The sequence below is a fragment of the Acinetobacter sp. LT1 genome (assembly GCF_059800965.1).
In genome coordinates this window covers 217,528-241,290 of sequence record NZ_JBBAXE010000005.1, presented here as the reverse complement: position 1 = coordinate 241,290, position 23,763 = coordinate 217,528, and the positions used below count along the sequence as shown (strand labels likewise).

Genomic DNA, 23,763 nt, shown 5'->3' with positions numbered 1-23,763 from the left:
ATTCTCATTTACATCAAGATTATTATTTGCAAGAAGATGGTGCCAATTGAGAATGACGAATTTTTAAAATAGAAAATAAATAATAAGTAATTGATTAATATTTATTTAATTCGAAATTGGTTCGGCAAAAATAATTTAAAGATGAAAAAAACGATCCTAAGAATAGGGCTGTGATTTTGCCTATTCAAAAGGAACTTATTTTGTTGTCTCGATAAAATTGAGGAATTTTCATGAGAATATTCAATCATGAAAGGTTAATAAGCCCATCAAATATTGAACAAATTTTCCCTCGCTTTGTTTGGATGGGACTAAATTTGCAATTTGCATCGGCTTTATTACGCTCAAGTGGGGCACGCCACTGATGCGATTTAGCTTATTCTGTATTTTTATCATTTTATGTATTTGCTCGTTATTGCTCGGGGCTGAGCCAATACAGTGGTCTAACTTATTCTCTTTTTCTCATGAGAGTTGGCTCACTCTTACAGCCAGCCGTATCCCTCGTTTGATTACCATTGTGCTCACCGGAATCGGGTTGGCGGTCTGTGGTGTCATCTTGCAGCATATTGTGCGTAACAAGTTTGTTGAACCGGAAACTTCGGGTGGTTTAGATGCTGCCAAACTGGGAATTTTAGTGTCGTTAACTTTAGTTCCGGTAACCAGCACGCTGAGTAAAATGATATTTGCGATCATTTTTTGTTTTATTGCCAGCTTAATTTATATCGCAATTATCCGCCGGATCCGTTTTAGAAATACGGTTTTAGTACCGGTTATTGGTTTGATGTACGGCAGTGTACTGAGTGCCTTAGCTGAGTTTTATGCCTATCGCTTTAATATTTTACAAAGTATGCAAGGGTGGCTTTTAGGAGATTTTTCAAAAATTGTCCAAGGCCACTATGAAGTTATTTACATTATTTTTCCGATAGTTGTCCTGACTTATCTTTTTGCACACCGCTTTACCGTGATTGGTATGGGTGAAGAGATGGCTTCTAGCTTAGGGCTCAGTTATGCAGCTATAGCCGCGATTGGTTTAATACTGGTTGCCATTACAGTTTCGACCACAGTAATTACGGTTGGTGCTATTCCTTTTGTCGGGCTCGTGGTTCCCAATTTAGTCGCACTGAAATACGGAGAAAACTTAGCTAAAACCTTGCCCATTGTGGCTTTAGGTGGGGCGTCTCTATTACTGGTTTGCGACATTCTTGGTCGCTCGATTATTTATCCATTTGAAGTGCCAATCGGACTTACCGCAGGTGGTGTGGGGGGAATTATTTTCCTCATCCTCATTTTGAGGGAGTTCAGATAATGCGTATTACAAAGCTATGGACGATTTATCTAATTGTCATCTGCCTAGCAATAAGTTTTTTATTTTTAAACTCAGGGTTAGATTTTGATTACGTCATTCCTAATCGACTTCTGCGTCTTGCCACGATTGTGATAGCCGGTATTTGTGTTGCTTTTTCCTCGATTGTTTTTCAAACACTGGTCGGTAATCGTATTTTGACCCCTTCCATTATGGGCTATGAAGCGATTTATCTCTTATGGCAAGTTTTGTTGTTGTTTTTTTGGGGAACGCATGGATTAAGCCAGTTAGGGGTAAATGGTAATTTCTTTATCTCAATCGTTTTAATGCTGCTTTATTCGTGGGTAATCCATAAGTGGTTATTGCCATATGGCAGAAATGATGTGTTTCTCCTGTTGCTTTTAGGTTTAGTCCTTACGATGGTCGTCGGGACGGTTACTCAATTTATTCAACTCAAAATTAATCCTGGTGAATTTTCTGTTTTCCAAGGCCTTAGCTATGCTTCGTTTAATCGCTCTCAACCAGAAACTTTATTTTATGCCAGTGTAGCCGTAGTCATTGTTCTATTCCTCGGTAGAAAAGCACTCCCTGTTTTGGATGTTCTGGTTTTAGGGCGTGAGCAAGCCATTTCATTAGGCATTCATCATCACCGTTATGTCAGTTTCTATTTAGCTCTAATCGCTATTTTGGTTGCGGTATCTACCAGTCTCATTGGCCCGACAGTATTTATGGGCGTATTCATTGCCAACATTACTTATGCACTAGCAAGAAGTTATAAGCATAAATTAACGCTGCCCATGGGCTGTGCCATCACGATTGCCATATTTATTGCTGCTCAAATTTTAGTTGAGCACGTTTTTAATTACAAAACGACCGTCAGCATTTTGGTCAATCTGGTATGTGGCATTTATTTCCTTGCGCTGACGGTTCGTACCCGAGGTGTTGCATGATTCATGTCAAGAATATCAATAAGTCATATGGAAATAAGCCAGTACTGACTGACGTAAATGTTGAATTTCCTACAGGTCAGGTGACATCACTCATTGGTCCAAATGGAGCTGGAAAATCGACTTTGCTCATGATGATGGCACGTTTAATTGAGCCAGATAAAGGCGAGATTTTTCTTAATCATCAAAATATTGCGGATATTAAAACCGCTGTTTACGCCAAGCATGTCGCGACTTTACGTCAAGCACCCGGCTTTAATTTGCGTTTAACCGTAGAAGAGCTGGTTTCATTTGGACGCTTTCCCTATAGCCGTGGTGTTTTAACCGAGCAAGATCGTCAGGTGGTTGATGAGGCGATTGAGTTTCTTTCTTTAGAGCCGCTGCGCAAATCTTACATAGATGAAATTAGTGGTGGTCAAAGGCAAATGGCCTTTTTGGCGATGACGATCGCACAGCAAACAGACGTACTTTTATTAGATGAACCTTTAAATAACCTTGATATGAAACATGCCGTTCAAATTATGCGCGCACTCAGGCGCTTATGTGATGAACAAGGGCGCACTGTGATTTTAGTTATTCATGACATCAATTTTGCCACGAATTATTCGGACCATATTGTCGCGCTGAAGAACGGCAAGCTTCATTTCAGTGGGTTAACCGAACAAGTGATTACAGAGGCGCAATTAAATGATCTGTACGAGCTTGATTTTGAAATTACATACAGTGAGCGTGGCTGTATGTGTAATTACTTCAACTCATCTGGAGCTTGAATACATATGAACTGGAAGAAAAAGTATGGGGGAGTAGCCCTCATCATAGCGGCAGCTGTCACTCTACAAGCATGTGATCAAAAAGTTGCAGATACCACTCAGGCTTCTCAGAAGCTAGCAGAACCGATTACGGTGAAACATGCGCTTGGAACTACGGTGATAGATCATTTACCGCAACGCGTTGCCGTACTTGATATGAATGAAGCTGACTTTCTAGATCAACTCAATGTCCCGATTATGGGAATGCCAAAAGATTATGTTCCACACTTTTTGGAAAAATATAAAAAAGATGCACAAATTCAGGATTTGGGTGCAATTGTACAGCCCAATATGGAAAGGATATATGCATTAAAACCAGACCTGATTTTGATGACGCCATTACACGTTAATCAGTATCAGGAACTGTCAAAAATTGCCCCGACCATTCATTACGATATTAACTTCAACAACAGCGAGAGTAATCATATTGGTCTGGTTAAAGACCATATGATGACTTTGGGAAAAATATTTAATAAAGAAGATTTAGCCCGCCAGAAAGTTTCTGAACTTGATGAACAAGTGAAGCAAGTACAAGCCGTAACGGCCAATCGCCTGGAAAGAGCATTAGTTGTTCTTCATAACAATGGGGCATTTAGTAATTTTGGTATTCAGTCACGCTATGGCTTTATTTTTAATGCCTTTGGGGTAAAGCCTGCAAGTGGTGTGGTGGATACAAGTCTACATGGGCAACCTATTTCGAGTGAATTCATCAAAAAAGCGGATCCCGATATTCTTTATATCGTGGACCGAACTGCTGTGATGGAACATCGCTCAAACATTAATGCTGCCAGTGTTGAAAATCCATTATTACGTCAAACCAAAGCATGGAAAAACGGTCGTGTCATTTTTGTCGATGCCGATGCGTGGTACACCACGGCTGCAAGCCCAACCTCACTCAAAATAGTGATGGAAGATGTGAAAAAGGGCTATCAATAAATTTTTGGGCACATCACTTAGTTAAGTTTTACAGCATAAATTTTCACTATTTTGCTATGAATTTTAAGCAGATAGTTAATAAAAAATGAATCAAAACATTAAAGGTCTTTCAATGAACAACGTTAGCTATAACCGTAATTTTAAAACTGGGAATGATCAAAGAATTAATCACCGTTCTTTTGTATTAAATGGTGTTGCATCTGCACAAATGGCCCTTCGATTAGGCTATGCATTAGGCACCGTATTTGTTCTATGTGCATCAAACACCTATGCTGCTGTTATTGATAATTCAGTAAAAACTCTAGAACAACAAACTGCTCAAACAAATGTAGCAGCTTTACCAGCAATTACCGTAAAAGCTGAACAAGATGATACTTATGCGGGAGGGCAGGTTTCGTCGAAAAGCTCAGTTGGCTTTTTAGGTAATAAAACCGCTATGGAAACCCCGTTTAATACCATTGCGTATACAGAAAAATATATTGCAGATCAGCAAGCGAAAGATATCACTGATGTGATTGCAAAAACGGATCCATCTATTTTTTCAACTGGCGCTTACGGCGTAATTGCAGAAAGTTATGCTATTCGTGGATTTAGATCAAGTTCTGTGGCTGCTGGCCGCGATACTTCTATGGGCGGATTATATGGTATTGCTCCTTTATATCGCGCCTCACCGGAAATGTTTGAACGTATTGACGTGTTAAAAGGCCCTTCAGCAATGTTAAACGGAATGCCTCCAGGTTCAACTTTAGGGGGAACAGTTAATTTGGTTCCGAAACGTGCAGGAGATGATCCCTTAACTCGTTTTACAACGACGTATATGTCGGATTCACAATTCGGAGGCCATCTGGATATTGGGCGCCGTTTTGGTGAAAACAAAGAGTTTGGTGTGCGGTTCAATAGCGTATATCGAGATGGTGAAGGACCGATTAAAGAGCAGGAAAAAACCACTCATCTATTTTCACTTGGTTTAGATTGGAAAGGCGACAATGCACGACTTTCAGCCGATTTATATACTAGCCGTGACCATGCTGACGGTATAAATCGTGGTTTAACCATTTTACCGGGTGTTAATTTACCCAAAGCGCCAAATCCCGATACTTTATTGAACCCAACGTGGACGGTCTATAACACGCGTGATACGGGAGGTATGATCCGAGGCGAGTATGACTTAAATGATAAGTGGATGGCGTATGCAACGGCAGGTATGAGTAAAACAGAATATAACACTTTAGGTGCTGCTAAAACTGAAATACAAAACGAAGCGGGAGATATAAAGTTTAATATTGCACATTTAGGTTTCAAATATGAACGTAAATCTGCTGAAGTGGGTTTACGTGGTAAATTTGATACAGGTACTGTAAAACATGCTCTGGCATTCAATGCAACACATTACCGCGAAACGGATGACGAATCTGGTATTAGACAAGGATTTCCTGAGGGAGATCGTATAACTAATATTTATAATCCGAATTGGGGCAGTAAACCGAATCGCGTTCCTATTGCACCTATTTTTAGTAATAAAGAAAATTTAACAAGTGTTGGCTTAGCCGATACGATGTCGGTTCTTCAAGGTCAAGTCCAATTAACCTTAGGACTGCGTTATCAAAATATTGTCACAGAAAGTTTAAATGGGCAGGGCGTCCGAAATATTAACGGTCGTTATGATAAAAATGCTATTACACCTGCAGCTGCAATTTTGGTAAAAGCAAATGATCATGTTTCATTATATGCAAACTATATTGAAGGATTAAGCTCAGGGGGAACCGTACCTACAGGACAAAACTACGAAAATGAGGGGCAAATATTTTCTCCTTTTAAAACTAAACAGATGGAAACCGGAATTAAAATTGACAGCGGTAAATTCACCAATACGTTTAGTGTATTTCAGATCAAATCTAGAAATTCGTATGTAATTAAAAGTACCGATGAAAAAATCAAATCTATTTATGGCGCTGATGGAGAACAACGTAATCGCGGAATTGAATGGGGCTTTTATGGTTCACCTGTTGACAGTATTCGTGTAATGGGAGGATTAACTTATATTGATCCTAAAATTACAAAAACCAGAATTGAAAGCGAGTTAGGAAATGTTGTTGCCGGTGTTCCAAAAGTGCAAGCTAAGCTTGGTATTGAAGGTGATGTGTCGTATATCCCTGGCTTAACTTTGACTGCCAATGCGACAGCTGCGTCTAAACAATATATTTATAATGATAACTCAACTTCAGTACCTGGACGTGAAGTGTACGGAATTGGCGCACGTTATAATACGAAAATAGCTCAATTTCCTGTCACTATTCGCGGGAATATTGATAACCTCACCAATAAGTCATATTGGTCAATGCCTCAATTTACAAATTTAATGCTTGGTGCACCACGTACTTATTTATTATCTGCCACAATTGATTTTTAATTTGATCTAAAAAGAACATATAAAAAAACTGCCAAATTTGATTTGGCAGTTTTTTTATTAAGCGTTTTTATTTTGGTAAACCATAGTGCTGGAAAGAAGACTGTTTAGGAATTCGATAAGCATTACGCCCCAGTAATTGATTAATAATGACTGAGTTTCGGGTTGCTCCGATCCCTAAGTCTGGAGAACCTACACCTTGCTGAAAAATCTCGGCATTTTGAATGAAAATTCGACCTTGTCCTTTATCACAACGTAAAGCCGTAAAGTCTTCTTGAACAATACAATCATTTTTATCATCAACCGCTAAAATAGAACCTTTCATATTTTGGAACCATTCAGGCCAATCATGAACATAGCCTGTAGCTGCGACAAGGGCATCAGTTTCTAATTCGCAACGTTGATCGAGTTGAGTATGCAAACAGGTTAAACGCAGAGAACCCGATTCAAGTTCTTCAACCGATTCAACTTCACAGCTTGTGTATAGGCTTAAACCGGTTTTTTCACCAGCCACTGAACGCTCATAAAGTACATCATATATATCGCCAATGGTTGAGAAGCTAATCCCTTTATAGATCAGGCCCTGACTAGCAGCAATATCGCGGCGTTTATCTCTAGGCAGGCTTTGGAAATATTGCATATATGCAGGGGTAAAACATTCTTGCCCAAGTTTAGAATATTCCATTGGGTGAAAGCCGGCAGAACGTGTGATCCAACGAATAGATGCACCTGCTTTTACTTGTTCTGGTGTAAGTGAATTAAATAAAGCAAGTACACATTCTGCTGCACTCTGGCCCGAGCCAATAACTGTTACTTGTTTACATTGATTGAGTTGTTCCTGAATTTTCGCAAACTCCGCAGAATGTTTTACCAAAGGGTGTTTGCATGTTTCAAGCCACGTAGGAATTCGAGGTTTAGTTCCAATACCAATTGCCAGATTTTGGCTTATATATTTTTGTTTTTCGCCCGAAGCTGATTCACTTTCTATAATAAATTTATCGAGCTTGGCGTCATATTCAACATGACTTACGTTTTCTCCAAATTGACAATCGGGTAATTGTTTTGAAGCCCAACGGCAATAATGGTCATATTCACGGCGTGGAATTAAAAAACTGTCGTAATAATAAAACTGATGCAAGCGATCATGTTGATGTAAATAATTAATATAGCCTAAGGGATGGCAAGGATTGGCCATAGTAACCAAGTCGGCAAAGAAAGGAACTTGTAATGTCGTACCTTGCAATAGCAACCCTTCATGCCATCGAAATTCTGGTTTGCGTTCTAAAAATACGCTTTTGATTTCGGGATGATGAGACAAAAGAGCAGCTAAACCTAAGTTGAATGGCCCAATACCAATTCCGGTAATATCTATTTTTTTCATGTTTATACTTTATCTGTTTCCAAAATGATGAAAGTTCAAAATACGAATTAATGTGGTGTTAGTAGTTTCTCTACATCAGCAATATTGCGACATTGAATAAGTTGAACAGGTGAGAGCTGAATCGCGTATGTTTCATTAATACGTATTGAAACGGCCTTTAAATGATGTGGACGTAGCCCGAGATGAGTAAAATGAGTTGAGTTGTCCACTTCCATATTTGGCGTGTGGCCTATCACTTCTAAGTAAATGTCGAGTAGTTGATTTTGCTGTTTAGCATTATTTTCAAGTGGTATAGATGAATGATCGGACTCATTATTTTTAAAATATAGTCGTTTATTTTGAAGCTCACAGAAAAAATTGCTGAGATCAAAACTGAATATTTCTGAGTCAATAATTTGCTTGATTGCCAATTGTAGTGCATCCAAGAAATCGTCAATCATGTTGGGTGGGAATGCTTCTTGGGCATAATCAATATCGAAAATTAAAGCGCCGTCATTTCTTGTGCTAAAGCGAATATCAATTGCAACTTGAGGGGTTTGGGTCAGTCCATCTAGTTGCTGAATAGGGTGAGATTCAGATAATACAGGCCATGACAAACCATTTGTAATTACAATCGGCAATACTGGAGCAGTGCCAACTTTTTCAAATAATAGTCGAGCGAGATCAACGCCTGAAAAGGAAAGATGCTGTAAACCCTCTAAAACTTCAGTTTGCAAGCGGTTTGCTTGTTCAGCAAATTGATCTAAAGCTTTCCACTCAACTGCAATAAACGTAGAGCTATTTGAAAATGGTCCGGCATAGAGGGGAAGTGTAGGAACAGCAACGCATAGAGATTTATCCGTGCTCCAATGAGATAGCACTTCCAAAATAAGCGCCATGATGATTGAGTTTTTAAACAGTGAATGTTTTACGCCAATTTTAGACAACTGTTTAAATTGATCTTTTTCTATAACCAAACTGTTACGTTGGTAACGTGAAGTCGGTAAATGCTGTAAGGGTGTTTTCCACGGAAGCGTAGGAATAGCCGATAATTTAGAAAATTTTCTTTCCCAGTAAGCCATATCTGTCTGATGAACAGATAAGCTATTTTCCACTTCATTTTCTTCTATTTGCGTTTGGATATCATGTTGTTGTCCATCGAATAGCTCTAACATAAGTGAAGCTATAGATCGGCCATCTAAAATTAATGCATCAAAGCGGACAAAAATCGTTAGTAGATTATTTTTTAATAAAAAGACGGTGATATTCCAAGGCGACTGATTTAAATCAAATAGCTCATGCGTATAACTATTTTTATAGGACTCGATGTGGTGAGATGCACGTTCAGGTTCCCATGTAGTTAGGTCTATTTCTTTTAAATTGACAATCACTTGATTGCTTACATATTGTACTAACCTATTTTTATCAATATAAGTTCGTAAGCTGTCATGCCGCCGTACCATTTCTGTCAATCGTTGTTTTAATAAAACAAGATCCATCTTGCCGTGATACTGCCTAAAATCTTGCATGGCAACACCACCTAAAGGAAGGGCTTGAGTTCGACCTAATAGGTAGGCTTGCTGTAACGCATTTAATGGTTTTTGGGACGTACGATCTGATAGAGTATTTTGTGCTGAGCTTATAATTTGTGTATTAAGTTGCTCAGGGTGTGCTGCAAGATTTTTAAGTAAATTTATGAAAGATTCAAATAAATTCGTGATCCATTCTTTGGGTAGAGCATCTAAACGGATGTCCCAATTAACTAAAATACCGTCATCTACATGAGCAACTTGTGCATCAAGTGCAACTTGCGGTCCTTGTGAAATGACCCAATTCATTGAGCCAAAAACACGGCGGACACGTTCGGAAAGTAAATTATCATTTTCTAAATCAAGTGCCGCTGTAAATACCACGGGAGCAATCTGTGCACTACCATGATAACGGGATAGGTCACGTAGAACATTAACACCCGAATAATGTGAATGCTCTAATAACTCAAGCATTTGATTTGCTATTTGTTTGCAGAATGCGGCTAAGGTAGTCGTCTCATTCATATCGACATCAAGGATGACTAAATTAGCAAAATCACCAATAGTGCCTTCGACATTTTTTAAAATCGGCTCACGCCAAAAAGTAGGAATATTTAATCGGAAGCTGTGATCTTTGGTTGCATGACCAAGCGTATATGCAAATAAACCTAATATCAGGTTGGTCACGGTAATGTGTTGTTCTCTAGCAAGTTGTTGTAATGCTTTTCGTTCTTCCGGCGATAACCACGTACTTAAACGATCACTTTTTGCTGTTTTGAATTCTTGATGAATGAAAGGTAGAGACGGAGCAGGGCTAATATGAGGCAGACGTTGTTTCCACCATAAGCGGTCTCGTTGGTTTAATTTTTTTAGGTCAGGGTCTGTCCGTTTTTTTTGATACCAGTCAAAAAAATTAGGCGGACGGGAGATTGATATTTCTGGGTCTTCATAAAACAAAGAAAGATCTTCCATCAAGTTCAAAAAACTGGACGGATCTATAGCAATCATGTCCGTATCTACATGAAAACGGAAAATATTATTTTTAAGAACACTTACAGAAAATCTTGCAGTTTGACCCTGACTTAAATCAAGTTTTTGATGGGTCCATTGCTCGCGTTTTTGCATGAGCATTTGCTCAATTTGATGATCGCTAAGCTTTGAAAAATCATCGACTTCTAATATCTGTTGAGTCTTCTCAGCTATGATGTTTGCGATGCCATCGGCACTCAAACTTAATCTCAAAATAGAGTGTTCTTTATAAAGTCGTTGAAGTGCTAAATGTAATTTTTGTAGATCAATAAATTGACCGTCAAATTCTGCATAGAGGTGGGCAGCAACCCCACCTAAAGTTGCGTTGCCAGAGCGACCAAACCAGCAGGCCGCTTGCATCGAAGTTAATTCACACATTGAACGATAACTCGGTTGACAAATTAATCTTGTTTCAGCATCATACAAACAAATGAAAATGATTACCAGTTGCATTTGTTAATCATTTCCAATTTTGCTGTGAATATATAGCTTGTCCGTCTTAAGAATTTTCTTTTGTCGGTATTCAAATTAAATATTTATGCCGATATGTAAGAAAATTTACGAAGAATCAATAGCTTGATAACCATTAAATTAAATTGAATATTTAGAATGTCATGAAAAAACAGTTGATTGAGTTTGTTCGCTGGTCTCCAGAGAGAGCGCAACACTATCGAAATAAAGGTTATTGGATTGACCAACCTTTGACGCGCATTTTAACGGTAGGGGTTCAATTGCACCCGCATTCGCCAGCAATTATTTGTGGTGAGCGTCAGTTGAGTTATATCGAGCTGGACCAGCTATCAACAAATTTAGCTTCTCGACTAGCTGAAAAAGGCTTGGGCAAGGGTGATACAGCTTTAGTACAGCTTCCCAATGTTGCAGAGTTTTATATTGTCTTTTTTGCCTTGCTTAAGGCAGGCGTGGTTGTGCTCAATGCGCTATATAGTCATCGTCAATATGAACTAAATGCCTTTATTAAACAGATTCAACCTAAGCTTTTAATTGGTTCGCGTCAGCATGAAGTCTTTAACAATAATCAATTTATTGACTCACTTCATGAAGTAAATTTAAGTCCTGAAATTATTTTGATGCTCAATCATCAAGCTACCGATTTCGGACTATTAGACTGGATTGAAACATCAGCAGAGACCTTTGTCGATTTTTCATCTACACCTGCTGATGAAGTTGCTTTCTTTCAGTTGTCAGGTGGAAGTACGGGAACACCAAAACTTATTCCACGAACGCATAATGACTACGACTACAGTGTGCGGGCCAGTGCCGAGATTTGCGGTTTAAACTCAAATACCCGGTTATTGTGTGCTCTGCCAGCTCCGCATAATTTTATGTTGAGTTCACCCGGTGCATTAGGTGTTTTACATGCAGGTGGATGTGTTGTGATGGCACCAAATCCTGAACCGCTCAATTGTTTTTCTATTATTCAAAGACATCAAGTCAATATGGCATCTTTAGTGCCGAGTGCTGTCATTATGTGGCTAGAAAAAGCCGCGCAATATAAAGATCAAATTCAATCTTTAAAGTTGCTTCAAGTGGGAGGAGCAAGTTTCCCTGAATCTTTAGCCCGTCAAGTTCCTGAAGTCCTCAATTGTAAATTACAACAAGTATTTGGAATGGCCGAAGGCTTGGTCAATTACACCAGACTAGATGACTCCGATGAGCAAATATTTACGACACAAGGGCGTCCTATCAGTTCTGATGATGAAATCAAAATTGTGGATGAACAGTATAAAGAGGTTCCAGAAGGTGAAATAGGAATGCTTGCGACTCGGGGACCTTATACCTTCTGTGGTTATTACCAAAGCCCTGAACATAATTCACAGGTCTTTGATAAGGACAACTATTACTATTCGGGCGATCTCGTGCAGCGTACTTCGGATGGCAATTTACGTGTAGTAGGAAGAATTAAAGATCAGATTAACCGTGGTGGTGAAAAGATTGCTTCGGAAGAAATAGAAAAACTTATTCTTCTACATCCGGAAGTTATGCACGCAGCTTTGGTCGCAATTGTTGATGACCAATTCGGTGAAAAAAGTTGTGCCTTTATTGTTTCTCGGAATCCTGAACTTAAAGCTGTTGTGCTCAGACGCCATCTCATGGAGTTGGGTATTGCACAATACAAACTTCCAGACCAGATCAAATTAATCGAAAGTTTGCCACTGACTGCAGTCGGTAAGGTGGACAAAAAACAACTTCGCAGCATTTTAAATACATCTACAACATCTTAATAAATATTGAGCAGCATATGGCTATTTCAAAAATTTCTACTTATCTCATGCCCAAACGAGAGAGTTATCCAAATAACAAAACAGATTGGCAGTTAGATCCTTCTCGAGCAGTTTTATTAATTCATGATATGCAACGCTACTTTTTAAATTTTTACGATGCTGAAAGTGAATTAATTAAAACGGTTGTAAATCATTTAGTTCAACTAAGAACTTGGGCACATCAGAACAATGTTCCTGTTGTCTATACAGCACAGCCTTATGAACAGCCAGCGGCAGATCGTGCATTACTGAATGCCATGTGGGGGCCGGGTTTGCCAGCCTCAACAATCGATCAGCAAAAAATTATTGATCAACTTTCTCCTGCTGAACATGACATTGTCTTAACGAAATGGCGTTATAGCGCGTTTAAACGTTCGGATTTGCTTGAAAGAATGCAAAACTGGAATCGTGATCAGCTCATTATTGGCGGTGTCTATGCTCATATCGGGTGTATGGTTACGGCAATTGAAGCCTTTATGAGTGACATACAACCCTTTCTTGTTGGAGATGCAGTTGCCGATTTTTCAGAAGAAGAACATCGCTTAGCTTTGAAATATGTGTCTTCACGTTGTGGTCAAGTTGTGGATACCGAATCTGTAGTGGGACAGGTGGCAACAGGCATTACACGACCTTGGTTAGAGCAAAAGGTCCAGCAGCTTATTGAAGAAGATGAATTAGACCCCGAAGAAAACCTGATTCTTTATGGATTGGATTCATTACGAATTATGCAGTTTTCTTCGGAACTTAAAGCACAGGGAATCAATATTAGTTTTGAAGAATTAGGACGCACACCCACTTTATCAAATTGGTGGTCATTGGTTGATGCGCGGCAAAGGATTGCAGGGTAGAGGGTTGCCTCATAAGGCATACGACAAATCCTGGTCGCTAAATTTTACATAAAATTTATATCTTTGATAGCGACTCCTTAGACGACTTGTAATCGTCATATTAACGGAGCAAAAAATGATTTTATCGCCTGCTGATCAAGAGAAAATAGAGACATTCTGGAATTACTGTTTAAAACATCAATACTTCAATATTGGGTATCCTGAATCTGCAGATTTTGATTATTCCGCTTTATTTCGTTTTTTCAAATTCTCTATTAATAATTGTGGTGATTGGAAAGACTATAGCAATTACGCATTGAATTCTTTTGATTTTGAAAAAGATGTGATGGCGTATTTTGCTGAAATTTTTCAAATTCCTTTTGAGGAAAGCTGGGGATACGTAACCAATGGTGGCACAGAAGGTAATATGTTTGGCTGCTATCTGGCGCGTGAGCTATTTCCAGATTCCACATTATATTACTCAAAAGATACGCATTATTCGGTTGGAAAAATCGCCAAATTATTGCAGATGAAATCTTGTGTGATCGAATCATTGGATAATGGTGAAATCGACTATGATGATTTAATCGATAAAATAAAAACCAATAAAGAAAGTCACCCCATTATTTTTGCAAATATTGGTACGACCATGACCGGCGCAATTGATGATATTGAAATGATTCAAGAGCGCTTAGCGCAAATCGGAATCATGCGCCGAGATTATTATATTCATGCCGACGCTGCCTTAAGTGGCATGATTTTACCTTTTGTTGATCATCCTCAAGCGTTTTCCTTTGCTCATGGCATCGACTCGATTTGTGTGTCTGGTCATAAAATGATTGGTTCACCAATTCCGTGTGGCATTGTTGTGGCCAAACGCCAAAATGTAGAACGTATATCGGTAGATGTTGACTATATCTCTACACGTGATCAAACCATTAGTGGTTCTCGTAATGGTCATACCGTCTTGTTGATGTGGGCAGCAATACGTAGCCAAACTAATTTACAAAGACGGCAGAGAATTCAACATTGTCTAAAAATGGCCCAGTACGCAGTTGATCGCTTTCAAGCAGTGGACATTCCTGCTTGGCGGAATCCGAATTCAATCACTGTGGTATTTCCGTGTCCTTCAGAGCACATCTGGAAAAAGCATTATCTGGCAACCTCTGGAAATATGGCTCATTTAATTACTACGGCACATCACCGAGATACACGTCAGATTGATAGCTTAATTGACGACGTTATTTTTGATCTACAAGGTGCCTCTAAACGTACAGTTGGTTTTTAGTCATATCAACCAAAATGATTTAGACAAATCCATATTAATTTTTACAGTCTAGAAAATGATCTAAAAATATTTTGATAGGGTGGTTAGGAAGTTTTTGATGCAATTAAAGTTTTTAAAAAAATACTTTTTATATGATTTTCTTATTCATGCTTTTTTAAAGCCGAAAACAGCAATTCTTGCTGGTCAATTGAAGCGAAATTTTATTTTAAGTACCGCTTTTTCTATGAATATAAAGAGAGATAAGCATGTCTGATTTAAAGTTATCTCATCTGATGACAGACTCTTCCTTGGCACCTGCACTCAAGCCAGCATTTCCTAAATTATTTGCAGGTACGCTTGCTGCCGTATTTTCAGGTTTAGCCATCTTAACTGCCCTGTGGGGTATGATTCAGTTGATTGGTTATTTATCTTCTTATTGGGTGATCTTTTCAGCGGTTTTTTGGATAGTTGGGGCAGCATTGGCAGCACTAGCTTCATGGTTAGTGCATGATGCAGAGGCTGGATTTTCGGCACGATTACGTCGTCAAATTGCTCATCATTTAATTCGGTTACCGACCACAACCCTATCAAAACAGGGTGACCAAAGCTTAAAACGATTGGTTTCCGACGATATCGCAACCTTACACCATATGGTGGCGCATTTACCGTCGGAAATTGCGATTTTTGCTGTAATCCCTTTAGTTTCTATTGTTTTATTAGTTGTGTTGGTTGGCCCGATGGCCCTTTGGGTATTATTACCTGGTGCAATAGCTTCACTCTATTATTTAATTATTGTTCCCCATGTATCAAAACGGGATGGCGCTGCGCGTATGCAGGTCATGTTAGATATTATTGGTTCTGCTGATGACTATGCGCGCGGCATTCGTGATAACCGAATATATGGGCAACAATCTGGCGCTTTAACAGCCTATACTCAAGCAGCACAAAATTTCACTCAAAATATGGTGTCTTGGGTGAGTAAAGTGGCAACACTTGCTGCTGTTGCCACTGCATTACTACAAGCTGTTGCAACCTTTGCCATAGCCTATTTTGTAGCTTATCAATACGACAGCATGACCTTGGCTGCAACACTTTTCTTTAGTTTGGCCATCGTGACACCTTCACTACGTTTAGGGCATGGTCTTGATTATGTCGCTGCTGGGCGAGCTGCAGCTAGTCGTTTATCTGCATTCTTAAAAGAGCCAGTACTCTCATCGGGCAATCTACAACAGATTGAGCAAGATGTAACACTTGAAATAGTGAATGCAAGCTTTGCAATTGAAAATCAAAAAGTATTGGATCGATTAAGTTATTCATTTCCAAAAAATTCAATGACTGCAATTACAGGGCCAAGTGGAGTTGGAAAAACAACCTTACTGCGAGCACTTGCTGGGTTCGCTGTATTGCAAGAAGGTGTCGTTCAATTAGCAAAAACAGATATTTTGCAATTACATGAAAAACTAAGACATGAAAAGGTTTTGTTTATTCCACAAGGTGGAGATGTATTACCGACCACAGTAAGAGAAAACTTGTCCTTATCTGTCATTAATGCAAATGATGAACAACTTGAGCAGGCATTACTCAAGGCCCAACTAAAAGTAGATTTAAAGGCAGATGCAACTTTACTTTCAGGCGGTGAAAAACAGCGCCTAGGAATAGCGCGTGCGTTTTTATCTTCAGCTCCTATTATTTTATTAGATGAGCCAACGAGCGCACTCGACCAGACCAATGCGACAAAAATAATATTGGAATTAAGCCACTTAGCTAAAAACCAGAATAAAACCATCGTTATGGTCACTCATGATCTTGCCTTAGCTGCTTATGCCGACAGCAGGTTAGTGCTTAACGGCCCAACTGACTCAGGGAAATCTTTATGAATACTGCTGCTAAATTAAATAAAGATCAGATTTTTTCGATGCTTCCTCGTTCAGCCAAACAAAAATTAATTATTGTTGGTATCGGATGGATCATTGTTGCAGCAATTGAAGCAATCGCATATACCGTATTGGCATTTGCAATTGTCAATCAATGGTCTCCAAGTTGGGTTCTCATCAGTGCAATTGCAGCAATATTAGTGACAGTTATAGTCACTCGTGCTGGCTTCCTTACTGGTGTGCGTTTAGCAGGTGACCTATTTGCTGAGTTAGGCAAATCTTTAGCTCGTGCCAAGCTCTCTTGGTTTACCAATGAACAGCGTGCTCAGATTAAGACAATTGCTGGACAGGGAATTCCTGGGTTTATGAGTATCCCTGCTCATCAATTGCAAACCTTTTTACATGCGCCTTTTATGCCTTTGTTTCTAACAATAGGAATAGGCATGCTTGCCGGAGCAGGCGTAGCATTTGTCGCTTTAGGCTTACTTTTACTCTCTTTATTTGCTCAATTCCTAGCACAACGTGCACTCATGCATATTGATAAAAAACGTAATACTGCCGATTTAGCTGCTTCACAAGCAACGTTGGAATTGGTTGATCATGTTGAGTTATTACGCACAGCCGCGGGACCAGAACGTGCGGTCCAAAGGCTAGAACATCGTTGGGAAGAGCAAGAAGAGACATTAGTACGGATCAACCGTGCTGCTGCATTTGCAAGTTTTGTTGCAACCTTGGCAAGTGTTTTACCGATTGCTGGGATGGCAACTTATCTGGTACTTGCTGGTGTCAATCATGCTGCTTTGGTGTTGGCATTACTCGTCTTAATTGGACGTGCAGCAGCGCCGTTAGGTGAACTTGCTACCGCAGGGTTGCATATCAATGATTTGTTTGCTGCACTGCGCAATTTTAATCAGATCACCCATCCACCTGAGTTGCCTGAGCCATTACACCCTCAAATTCCTACTGGCCATCATATTTCGGTACAAGGCGTTAGCTATGCGCCAGCACTTGAAAATATGACTCTCGACATCGCATTGGGGAGCAGAGTATGGGTTACCGGACCAAGCGGTAGTGGTAAGAGTACTTTACTTGAATTGCTTACACGGTTTGATGATCCACAAAGAGGAAAAATTACCCTAGGTGACATAGCTCTTGATCAAATGAAATATGAAGATTTGGTCTCGAATATTGCTTATGTCACACAAGAACCTATTTTGTTCACAAGTACACTGGCTGAAAATATCCGTTTAGGTAAACCTGATGCAACTGATGATGAAATAGAAAAGGCTGCAAGAGATGCCGCATTAGGAGCAATGATTGACCGTAGTTCAGAAGGAATTAATCAATCGGTTGGTAAACAAGGCACCGCATTGTCTGGTGGTGAACGTCAGCGGGTCGCAATTGCCCGAGCATTACTCAAAAATGCGCCGATTTTAATACTTGATGAAGCAACCTCTGCCTTGGATGAAGAGACTGAGCAGGAAATTGTTACAACGATACGTGCTCTTTCTTCTACGGTTATTTTTGTCACACATCGTGACTCAGCCATTTGGCAACCGACTCAAACTATCAATTTAGCTTCAACTTCTGTTTAAAAAATAGAGCAGAAACCTGATTTAAGCATTTTTTATAAAAGAAAAATGCTTAATATTTGGAGAATTCTTAAGTGAATAAACATCAATATAATATGTTCTGTTTACCGCCTGCGGGGAGTAGCGCAAGTATTTATCATCTATGGAAAAAGCAGATCTCTGACAATATTCGTATTATTCCTATTGAATATTCGGGTCATGGTATAAAAATAAATGAACCATTGATTGATGAACCTGATCTATTGGCTATGCAAATTGCCAATGAAATACAAGCTTACTCAGACAAGCCGTTTATTTTATTTGGACATAGTGTGGGAGGTGGCTTGATTTGGAAAGTACTCAATTATTTGAATGAAAAACCCATAATTGATCAGTTGAGATTAATCGTTATAAGTAGCCGACCTGAGCATCACTATATTCAACATATGCGGTACAAGCATGAGCTAACTGATGAAAAAATTATTGATGAATTAAAACGATACAATAATTTTCCTGACGAAATTTTAAATAATCAGGATGCACTCACATTCTTTCTCAAAATCATTCGTAATGACTTCTATCTTAGTGATCAATTGCTTAGCGAGAACATACACAAGACTGAGGTTCCGATCGTTGCATTTTATGGCAAACAGGACCCTGATATTCCTAATAAGAGAATGATGGATGCATGGCAACAACACACAGAAAATTGGTTAGGAAGTATTGAGTTTGAAGGGGACCATTTCTACTTTCTCAATCCCGAGACCCGAGTAAAGATGCTTAAAAACATTGCTGCCATCGTTGAAACATTGACCGTGAATATTGAATAAAGTACAGGCTATGAATACGGAGAAGCAGTTAAGTAGAGGGGCTAATTCATGTCTGGATGAAATAAATATTCAATATGAAAAGCTAACAGCTTTCGGGTTAGATATACATAAAGTCCAGCTCAACCAAATCAAAGAAATACCTCAGCTTGATCATATCTATCAGGAGCTGAATATATTTCTTCCACCGAATATAAAAAGCTCACGCTTCATTCGTCAATTAGAGTTCTTGACGGGACGCTTAGCAGCAAAATATGCATTACAAAACATTAATTTACAAGATTTTGTTGTTCATCAAGGTAAACATGGGGAACCCCTATGGCCCGAAGGAGTGATAGGTGGGATTAGCCATGTTGGATCAAAAAAATCATGTCATGCCATCGCATATGCTAGAAATAACACGGTTCAAGAAAAAATATTTGGGATCGATATAGAGTCTCAAAAATATTATATTTTTTTTCAAAAGAAAGATGAATTTTATGATGTTTTTCTAAATAAAAACGAACAAGCAGAAATTGAAAAGCTGCAAAAAAGTCATGCATATTTATATTTGGTAATATTCTCTGCTAAAGAAAGTATCATTAAAGTAATTTATTTAAAATATAAGCAAATTATTGATTTTAAAAATATAAATTTTAAAAAACTAGATGGCGAGTTTCTTTATTTTTACCTTAGTCAAGAAAGTTCAATCGGGATAAATCTAGAGATTAAAGTTCAATTTTTTTATACAAATAACGAGATAATTACAATTTCTTGTATTGAAAACTAATTTTATTATTGATAATAATAATCATTTGCATTAATGTGTGTTTCAGTATTTTTATACTCCTATATTTAAAAAGAAGTACTACAGAATTTGCTTGAAAAAAATCAATGTGAGAGGTGATATACAGATGATGCAGACTCAAATATCAGTAGAGCAAAATTTAGATCATATCGGTCAAAAGAAATTTTCATGTTTCTCTACGAAAAATTATTATCTCGAAGTGAACGAATTCGTTAAAACGCTAAATACACCTGCAGCAAATACCGCACTATTTAATGAGGGGATTGCAAAATGTTTTGAAGAAATTAAAAAGCAAGGCCATCAAAATCCAGTTTTAATTGGTGCTATACCTTTTGATATTACAAAGAAAAGTAGCTTAAATTTTTATGCTGATCATAAAAAAATAACACAAGCATCTTCTACGATTAACTCATTAAAAAAACGTAATAACATTGAGGTAATTAATAAATCATTACTCATTCAACGCCAAAAATTTGAAGGTACAGTACAGTTAGCTTTAGATGCTTTTGAAAAAAAGAAGGTAGAAAAAGTTGTTCTTTCTCAGGCTGTTGAATATGAGTTTAACCATCATCAAGAGCCAGAAAATTTATTGGCTGCTTTATTAAAACAAAATCCAAATGCTTATAATTTTGTGATTCCAGTAGAACATAATGATTATATTCTAGGCGCAAGCCCAGAACTGCTTTTATCAAAACAAGGTCGTATTGTAACCAGTAATCCTTTGGCCGGTTCTAGGCCCAAATCACCGATTTCTGAAAAAAATTTCGTCAGCCAACAAGAATTAAATCATTCTGAGAAAGACCAACATGAACATCGAATTGTGGTTGAAAATATTATTAGAAATTTAGCCACTCATTGTGTAGAGCTTAAGGTTTCTGAATTTCCAGATATTTTAGAAACATCAACAATGCTGCATTTATCATCAGAATTCCAAGGTATGCTCAAACAACAGGCACCGAATGCATTAAACCTTGCATTAGAATTACATCCAACACCAGCGGTTTGTGGTTCACCAACTCATGTTGCTAAGCAGTTTATTTTAGATCATGAAGGTTATGACCGACATTATTACACGGGGTTAGTAGGCTGGATGGATGCCGAGGGTAATGGAGAATGGGTAGTCACGATTCGATGTGGTCTACTCAGTGAAAATAAAATGCGCTTATATGCTGGTGCGGGGATTGTGGAAGGATCAGATGCTGAAGCTGAATGGTTAGAAACAGAAGCTAAAATGCAAACCATGTTGAATATTCTAAATACAAAAATTGCTGTGTAATTAGTAAACCTAGGCTGGTTTTATTTTTATAATCAAAACAATAACTAAGTATTCTAGTGAGATATAGTAAAAATTTAATAAAAAAGCCTGCGTAAAGCAGGCTTTCTTTTTAGATGGATTACTCAAGGAATTTAACAGTTACGCCTGAACGTACTTTATTACCTAAATCATTAGCATCCCAGTTCGTTAAACGGATACAACCGTGAGAAGCTGTTTTAGAAATTAAAGACGGGTTTGGTGTCCCGTGAATACCAAAAGATTTTTTACTTAAACCAATCCAGATATTACCTACAGGTGCATTTGGACCAGGTGGTAAAGAAAGAGGTTTCAAGTTTTTACCTTGAATAAAGTTTGATGGTGAGTAGCTATACCAAGGATTACGAGCCACACCAACTACCTTGTAAGTACCGGTCGGAGAAGGCGTATCAGTACTGCCAATTGTTGCAGGAAATGACGCAATCATTTGGTTACGGCTATTGAAGAGATACAATTGTTTTGCACCTTTATGCGCAATAATCAAATGAATGTCTTCTGGTAAATCATTGCGTACGTTTGGAACAATGATTTTTTCACCCGCTTTTTTGAATGTTGCTGTTGGATTGATTGTTTTTAAGAAAGCTTCATCGATATGAAACTTTTCGCCCAACATTTCGCTAACACGAGTGTAATACAAACCTTTCATTTTAGCCTGTAAAGCATAATCAGAAGGAATTGATTGTGCATATGGGCCTTTTAAATCGGCATCAGTAATGGTGTATTCAATAAATGAAGGTTTTATTTGCTTAGTAACTAGTGCATCCCAAGTTTCTTTAGTCAGTTCACCAGTAGGTGATAAACCATTCATTTGCTGGAATGAAGAGATTGCTTTTAAAGTGTTTTTGCCACTCATACCGTCAATTGCACCTGGTGATGCATGTGCATTATTTAGCATGACGTGAGCACGAGCGTAAACTGGAAACTGGCCTTTACCAATATTTTCATACCATTCAGCCGAATTTAAGCTATCTAATGTCCAAGAAACTGCTGGAGCTGAAGTCTTTGCAGTTGTTGTGGTCGTTTTAGCTACGGCTACCGGTGCTGAAGCGGCAATACCTGAATCAGCATTTTGGTCTTCAGTTTTTTGCAAATTTTGTAATGTTGTTGACGCTCGATTTAAGTCACTTTGTTCTTGAGCGGTAATTTGTGTCGAAGCTTGAGCTTTTACAGTTGAAGCTGCATCTACTGCTAAAGGATCAATCGGATCTTCTACAGGAGCTGATACCTTTTTAGGGTTCAGGGGTTGCTCAGTTGTTGAAGCAGCAAAAGCAACATTAGCAATAATACAACTTAAACTCATAGCGAGTAATGAGCGAACAAACATGTAATTCAACCTTAAGAATTTTCATATAAGCAATAGGGGCATGATCTAATCTAAAAGTGCATAAAACTACCAATAACTCATCTCTATGAGCCCAAGATTGGCAGTTTAGTGGTTAAAAGAATATCAATAGACCCGATGTAACATGTTGCAAGTATTGCAGAAAACCTTGCTGCTTGCAGTAGACTTTTGTGTAAATATGCATTTTTTAGTAGATTGACGAGTTTTTTGTGTGAAATTGAAATTATAAAAATCTTTATGTTTTTGATATGATGCTGCCACATAAAGAATATAGAGATTGGTAATGACGACTTTGAAAAATGATCGTTTCCTACGAGCTTTGTTACGCGAACCTGTAGATACCACACCGGTATGGATGATGCGTCAAGCGGGACGTTATTTGCCTGAATATCGTGAAACACGTTCAAAAGCAGGCGACTTTCTATCTCTATGTAAAAATACAGAATTTGCTTGTGAAGTGACTTTGCAGCCTTTACGCCGTTACGACTTAGACGCAGCGATTTTATTTTCAGATATTTTAACAATTCCTGACGCATTAGGTTTAGGGCTTTATTTTGAAACAGGAGAAGGTCCTAAGTTTCAAAAAACGGTACGTACTGAACAAGATGTGGCGAATTTACCCAAGTTAAATGCAAAATCAGACCTCGATTATGTAATGAATGCGGTAAGTACAATTCGCTCAGCTTTAGGTGGACAAGTTCCACTGATTGGTTTTTCTGGTAGTCCTTGGACGCTTGCAACTTATATGGTTGAAGGTGGTTCAAGTAAAGAGTTCCGTTTCACCAAGCAAATGATGTATGCGCAGCCAGAAGTTTTGCATGCCTTACTTGATCATTTAGCAGATTCAGTTATTGATTATTTAAATGCTCAAATTGATGCAGGTGCTCAGGCGATCCAGATTTTTGATAGCTGGGGCGGGGCATTGGCACACCGTGAATACGTCGAATTCTCTTTAAACTACATGAATAAAATCATTGCAGGTTTACAGCGTGAGAAAGACGGCCGACGTATTCCTGTTATTGTGTTCACCAAAGGTGGCGGTCAATGGTTAGAGCCAATGATTACGACTGGTGCAGATGCATTAGGTTTAGATTGGACTACTCCACTTAATACAGCTCGTAATATTGTGTCGGGACGTGTAGCGCTACAAGGTAATCTTGACCCTGCTGTTTTATATGGCTCTGCTGCTTCAATTGAAAAAGCAGTAAAAGCAATGTTAGACGATGCTTACGCAAACGGTGAAAAAACAGGTTACGTTGCTAACTTAGGCCACGGTATTACCCAGTGGGTAGACCCTGCGCAACCAAAAATCTTTGTAGATACAGTGCATGAGTATAGTGCTAAATATCTAGGATAG

At 38.5% G+C, this 23,763-nt stretch carries 17 protein-coding genes; 14 read left to right on the top strand and 3 right to left on the bottom strand.

Annotated features, from left to right (window positions below):
- The first annotated feature begins 361 nt into the window (after positions 1 to 361).
- The 5 genes from bauD (at position 362) to WBW42_RS07045 (ending at position 6,402) form a co-directional block, all read left to right on the top strand.
- Positions 362 to 1,303, top strand: a complete 942-nt coding sequence (gene bauD, locus WBW42_RS07065) for a ferric acinetobactin ABC transporter permease subunit BauD (protein ID WP_005068019.1) — start codon at positions 362 to 364, stop codon at positions 1,301 to 1,303.
- Entirely contained in the window at positions 1,303 to 2,250 is a 948-nt protein-coding gene (gene bauC, locus WBW42_RS07060) for a ferric acinetobactin ABC transporter permease subunit BauC (protein WP_002118596.1), read from the top strand. Before bauD ends, bauC begins: the two co-directional genes overlap by 1 nt.
- Positions 2,247 to 3,017 (top strand): ferric acinetobactin ABC transporter ATP-binding protein BauE, encoded by a 771-nt coding sequence (gene bauE / locus WBW42_RS07055; protein WP_032004524.1) that lies wholly within the window; start codon positions 2,247 to 2,249, stop codon positions 3,015 to 3,017. Before bauC ends, bauE begins: the two co-directional genes overlap by 4 nt.
- A 6-nt stretch (positions 3,018 to 3,023) precedes the next feature.
- Positions 3,024 to 3,992, top strand: coding sequence for a siderophore-binding periplasmic lipoprotein BauB (bauB, locus tag WBW42_RS07050; RefSeq protein WP_032055327.1), 969 nt, complete (start codon positions 3,024 to 3,026; stop codon positions 3,990 to 3,992).
- Positions 3,993 to 4,077: 85 nt separating this feature from the next.
- Positions 4,078 to 6,402, top strand: a complete 2,325-nt coding sequence (locus WBW42_RS07045; protein ID WP_032055330.1) for a TonB-dependent receptor — start codon at positions 4,078 to 4,080, stop codon at positions 6,400 to 6,402.
- A gap of 67 nt (positions 6,403 to 6,469) precedes the next feature.
- On the opposite strand, the gene basC is transcribed toward WBW42_RS07045, so the two are convergent.
- Together basC and basD are read right to left on the bottom strand one after the other, a co-directional pair.
- Complete coding sequence (basC, locus tag WBW42_RS07040; protein WP_045126470.1) at positions 6,470 to 7,780, bottom strand: putative histamine N-monooxygenase; 1,311 nt, start codon at positions 7,778 to 7,780, stop codon at positions 6,470 to 6,472.
- A 47-nt stretch (positions 7,781 to 7,827) separates the two neighbouring features.
- On the bottom strand, positions 7,828 to 10,770 hold the full coding sequence (gene basD / locus WBW42_RS07035) for an acinetobactin non-ribosomal peptide synthetase subunit BasD (RefSeq protein ID WP_284105563.1): 2,943 nt from the start codon (positions 10,768 to 10,770) through the stop codon (positions 7,828 to 7,830).
- Between the two features lie 161 nt (positions 10,771 to 10,931).
- On the opposite strand from basD, the gene basE reads away from it, so the two are divergent.
- The 8 genes from basE (at position 10,932) to basJ (ending at position 21,028) form a co-directional block, all read left to right on the top strand.
- Positions 10,932 to 12,560, top strand: coding sequence for a (2,3-dihydroxybenzoyl)adenylate synthase BasE (gene basE, locus WBW42_RS07030; RefSeq protein ID WP_032055338.1), 1,629 nt, complete (start codon positions 10,932 to 10,934; stop codon positions 12,558 to 12,560).
- A gap of 17 nt (positions 12,561 to 12,577) precedes the next feature.
- Entirely contained in the window at positions 12,578 to 13,447 is an 870-nt protein-coding gene (gene basF, locus WBW42_RS07025) for an acinetobactin biosynthesis bifunctional isochorismatase/aryl carrier protein BasF (protein ID WP_001018273.1), read from the top strand.
- A 115-nt stretch (positions 13,448 to 13,562) separates the two neighbouring features.
- Complete coding sequence (gene basG / locus WBW42_RS07020; protein ID WP_032055342.1) at positions 13,563 to 14,714, top strand: acinetobactin biosynthesis histidine decarboxylase BasG; 1,152 nt, start codon at positions 13,563 to 13,565, stop codon at positions 14,712 to 14,714.
- Between the two features lie 245 nt (positions 14,715 to 14,959).
- Entirely contained in the window at positions 14,960 to 16,570 is a 1,611-nt protein-coding gene (gene barA / locus WBW42_RS07015) for an acinetobactin export ABC transporter permease/ATP-binding subunit BarA (RefSeq protein ID WP_032055345.1), read from the top strand.
- Positions 16,567 to 18,162, top strand: coding sequence for an acinetobactin export ABC transporter permease/ATP-binding subunit BarB (gene barB / locus WBW42_RS07010; protein WP_032055347.1), 1,596 nt, complete (start codon positions 16,567 to 16,569; stop codon positions 18,160 to 18,162). The genes barA and barB overlap by 4 nt, the downstream gene beginning before the upstream one ends.
- A gap of 71 nt (positions 18,163 to 18,233) precedes the next feature.
- Positions 18,234 to 18,968, top strand: a complete 735-nt coding sequence (gene basH, locus WBW42_RS07005) for an acinetobactin biosynthesis thioesterase BasH (RefSeq protein ID WP_032055348.1) — start codon at positions 18,234 to 18,236, stop codon at positions 18,966 to 18,968.
- 10 nt (positions 18,969 to 18,978) lie between these two features.
- Positions 18,979 to 19,734: a 4'-phosphopantetheinyl transferase family protein gene (locus WBW42_RS07000; protein ID WP_032055350.1), complete on the top strand. Its 756-nt coding sequence runs from the start codon at positions 18,979 to 18,981 to the stop codon at positions 19,732 to 19,734.
- A 124-nt stretch (positions 19,735 to 19,858) separates the two neighbouring features.
- Positions 19,859 to 21,028, top strand: a complete 1,170-nt coding sequence (gene basJ / locus WBW42_RS06995) for an acinetobactin biosynthesis isochorismate synthase BasJ (RefSeq protein WP_032055351.1) — start codon at positions 19,859 to 19,861, stop codon at positions 21,026 to 21,028.
- A 118-nt stretch (positions 21,029 to 21,146) separates the two neighbouring features.
- On the opposite strand, the gene WBW42_RS06990 is transcribed toward basJ, so the two are convergent.
- Complete coding sequence (locus WBW42_RS06990; protein ID WP_284105562.1) at positions 21,147 to 22,388, bottom strand: L,D-transpeptidase family protein; 1,242 nt, start codon at positions 22,386 to 22,388, stop codon at positions 21,147 to 21,149.
- 301 nt (positions 22,389 to 22,689) lie between these two features.
- Here WBW42_RS06990 and hemE point away from each other — a divergent pair, with 301 nt between their 5' ends.
- Entirely contained in the window at positions 22,690 to 23,763 is a 1,074-nt protein-coding gene (gene hemE / locus WBW42_RS06985) for a uroporphyrinogen decarboxylase (RefSeq protein ID WP_017398630.1), read from the top strand.

Coding starts and splice junctions, on each gene's coding strand:
- bauD (WP_005068019.1), top strand. CDS start 362: ATGCGATTTAGCTTATTCTGTATTTTTATCATTTTATGTATTTGCTCG.
- hemE (WP_017398630.1), top strand. CDS start 22,690: ATGACGACTTTGAAAAATGATCGTTTCCTACGAGCTTTGTTACGCGAA.
- basD (WP_284105563.1), bottom strand. CDS start 10,770: ATGCAACTGGTAATCATTTTCATTTGTTTGTATGATGCTGAAACAAGA.
- basE (WP_032055338.1), top strand. CDS start 10,932: ATGAAAAAACAGTTGATTGAGTTTGTTCGCTGGTCTCCAGAGAGAGCG.
- bauE (WP_032004524.1), top strand. CDS start 2,247: ATGATTCATGTCAAGAATATCAATAAGTCATATGGAAATAAGCCAGTA.
- basF (WP_001018273.1), top strand. CDS start 12,578: ATGGCTATTTCAAAAATTTCTACTTATCTCATGCCCAAACGAGAGAGT.
- WBW42_RS07045 (WP_032055330.1), top strand. CDS start 4,078: ATGAATCAAAACATTAAAGGTCTTTCAATGAACAACGTTAGCTATAAC.
- bauC (WP_002118596.1), top strand. CDS start 1,303: ATGCGTATTACAAAGCTATGGACGATTTATCTAATTGTCATCTGCCTA.
- barB (WP_032055347.1), top strand. CDS start 16,567: ATGAATACTGCTGCTAAATTAAATAAAGATCAGATTTTTTCGATGCTT.
- bauB (WP_032055327.1), top strand. CDS start 3,024: ATGAACTGGAAGAAAAAGTATGGGGGAGTAGCCCTCATCATAGCGGCA.
- WBW42_RS06990 (WP_284105562.1), bottom strand. CDS start 22,388: ATGTTTGTTCGCTCATTACTCGCTATGAGTTTAAGTTGTATTATTGCT.
- WBW42_RS07000 (WP_032055350.1), top strand. CDS start 18,979: ATGAATACGGAGAAGCAGTTAAGTAGAGGGGCTAATTCATGTCTGGAT.
- basG (WP_032055342.1), top strand. CDS start 13,563: ATGATTTTATCGCCTGCTGATCAAGAGAAAATAGAGACATTCTGGAAT.
- basJ (WP_032055351.1), top strand. CDS start 19,859: ATGATGCAGACTCAAATATCAGTAGAGCAAAATTTAGATCATATCGGT.
- barA (WP_032055345.1), top strand. CDS start 14,960: ATGTCTGATTTAAAGTTATCTCATCTGATGACAGACTCTTCCTTGGCA.
- basC (WP_045126470.1), bottom strand. CDS start 7,780: ATGAAAAAAATAGATATTACCGGAATTGGTATTGGGCCATTCAACTTA.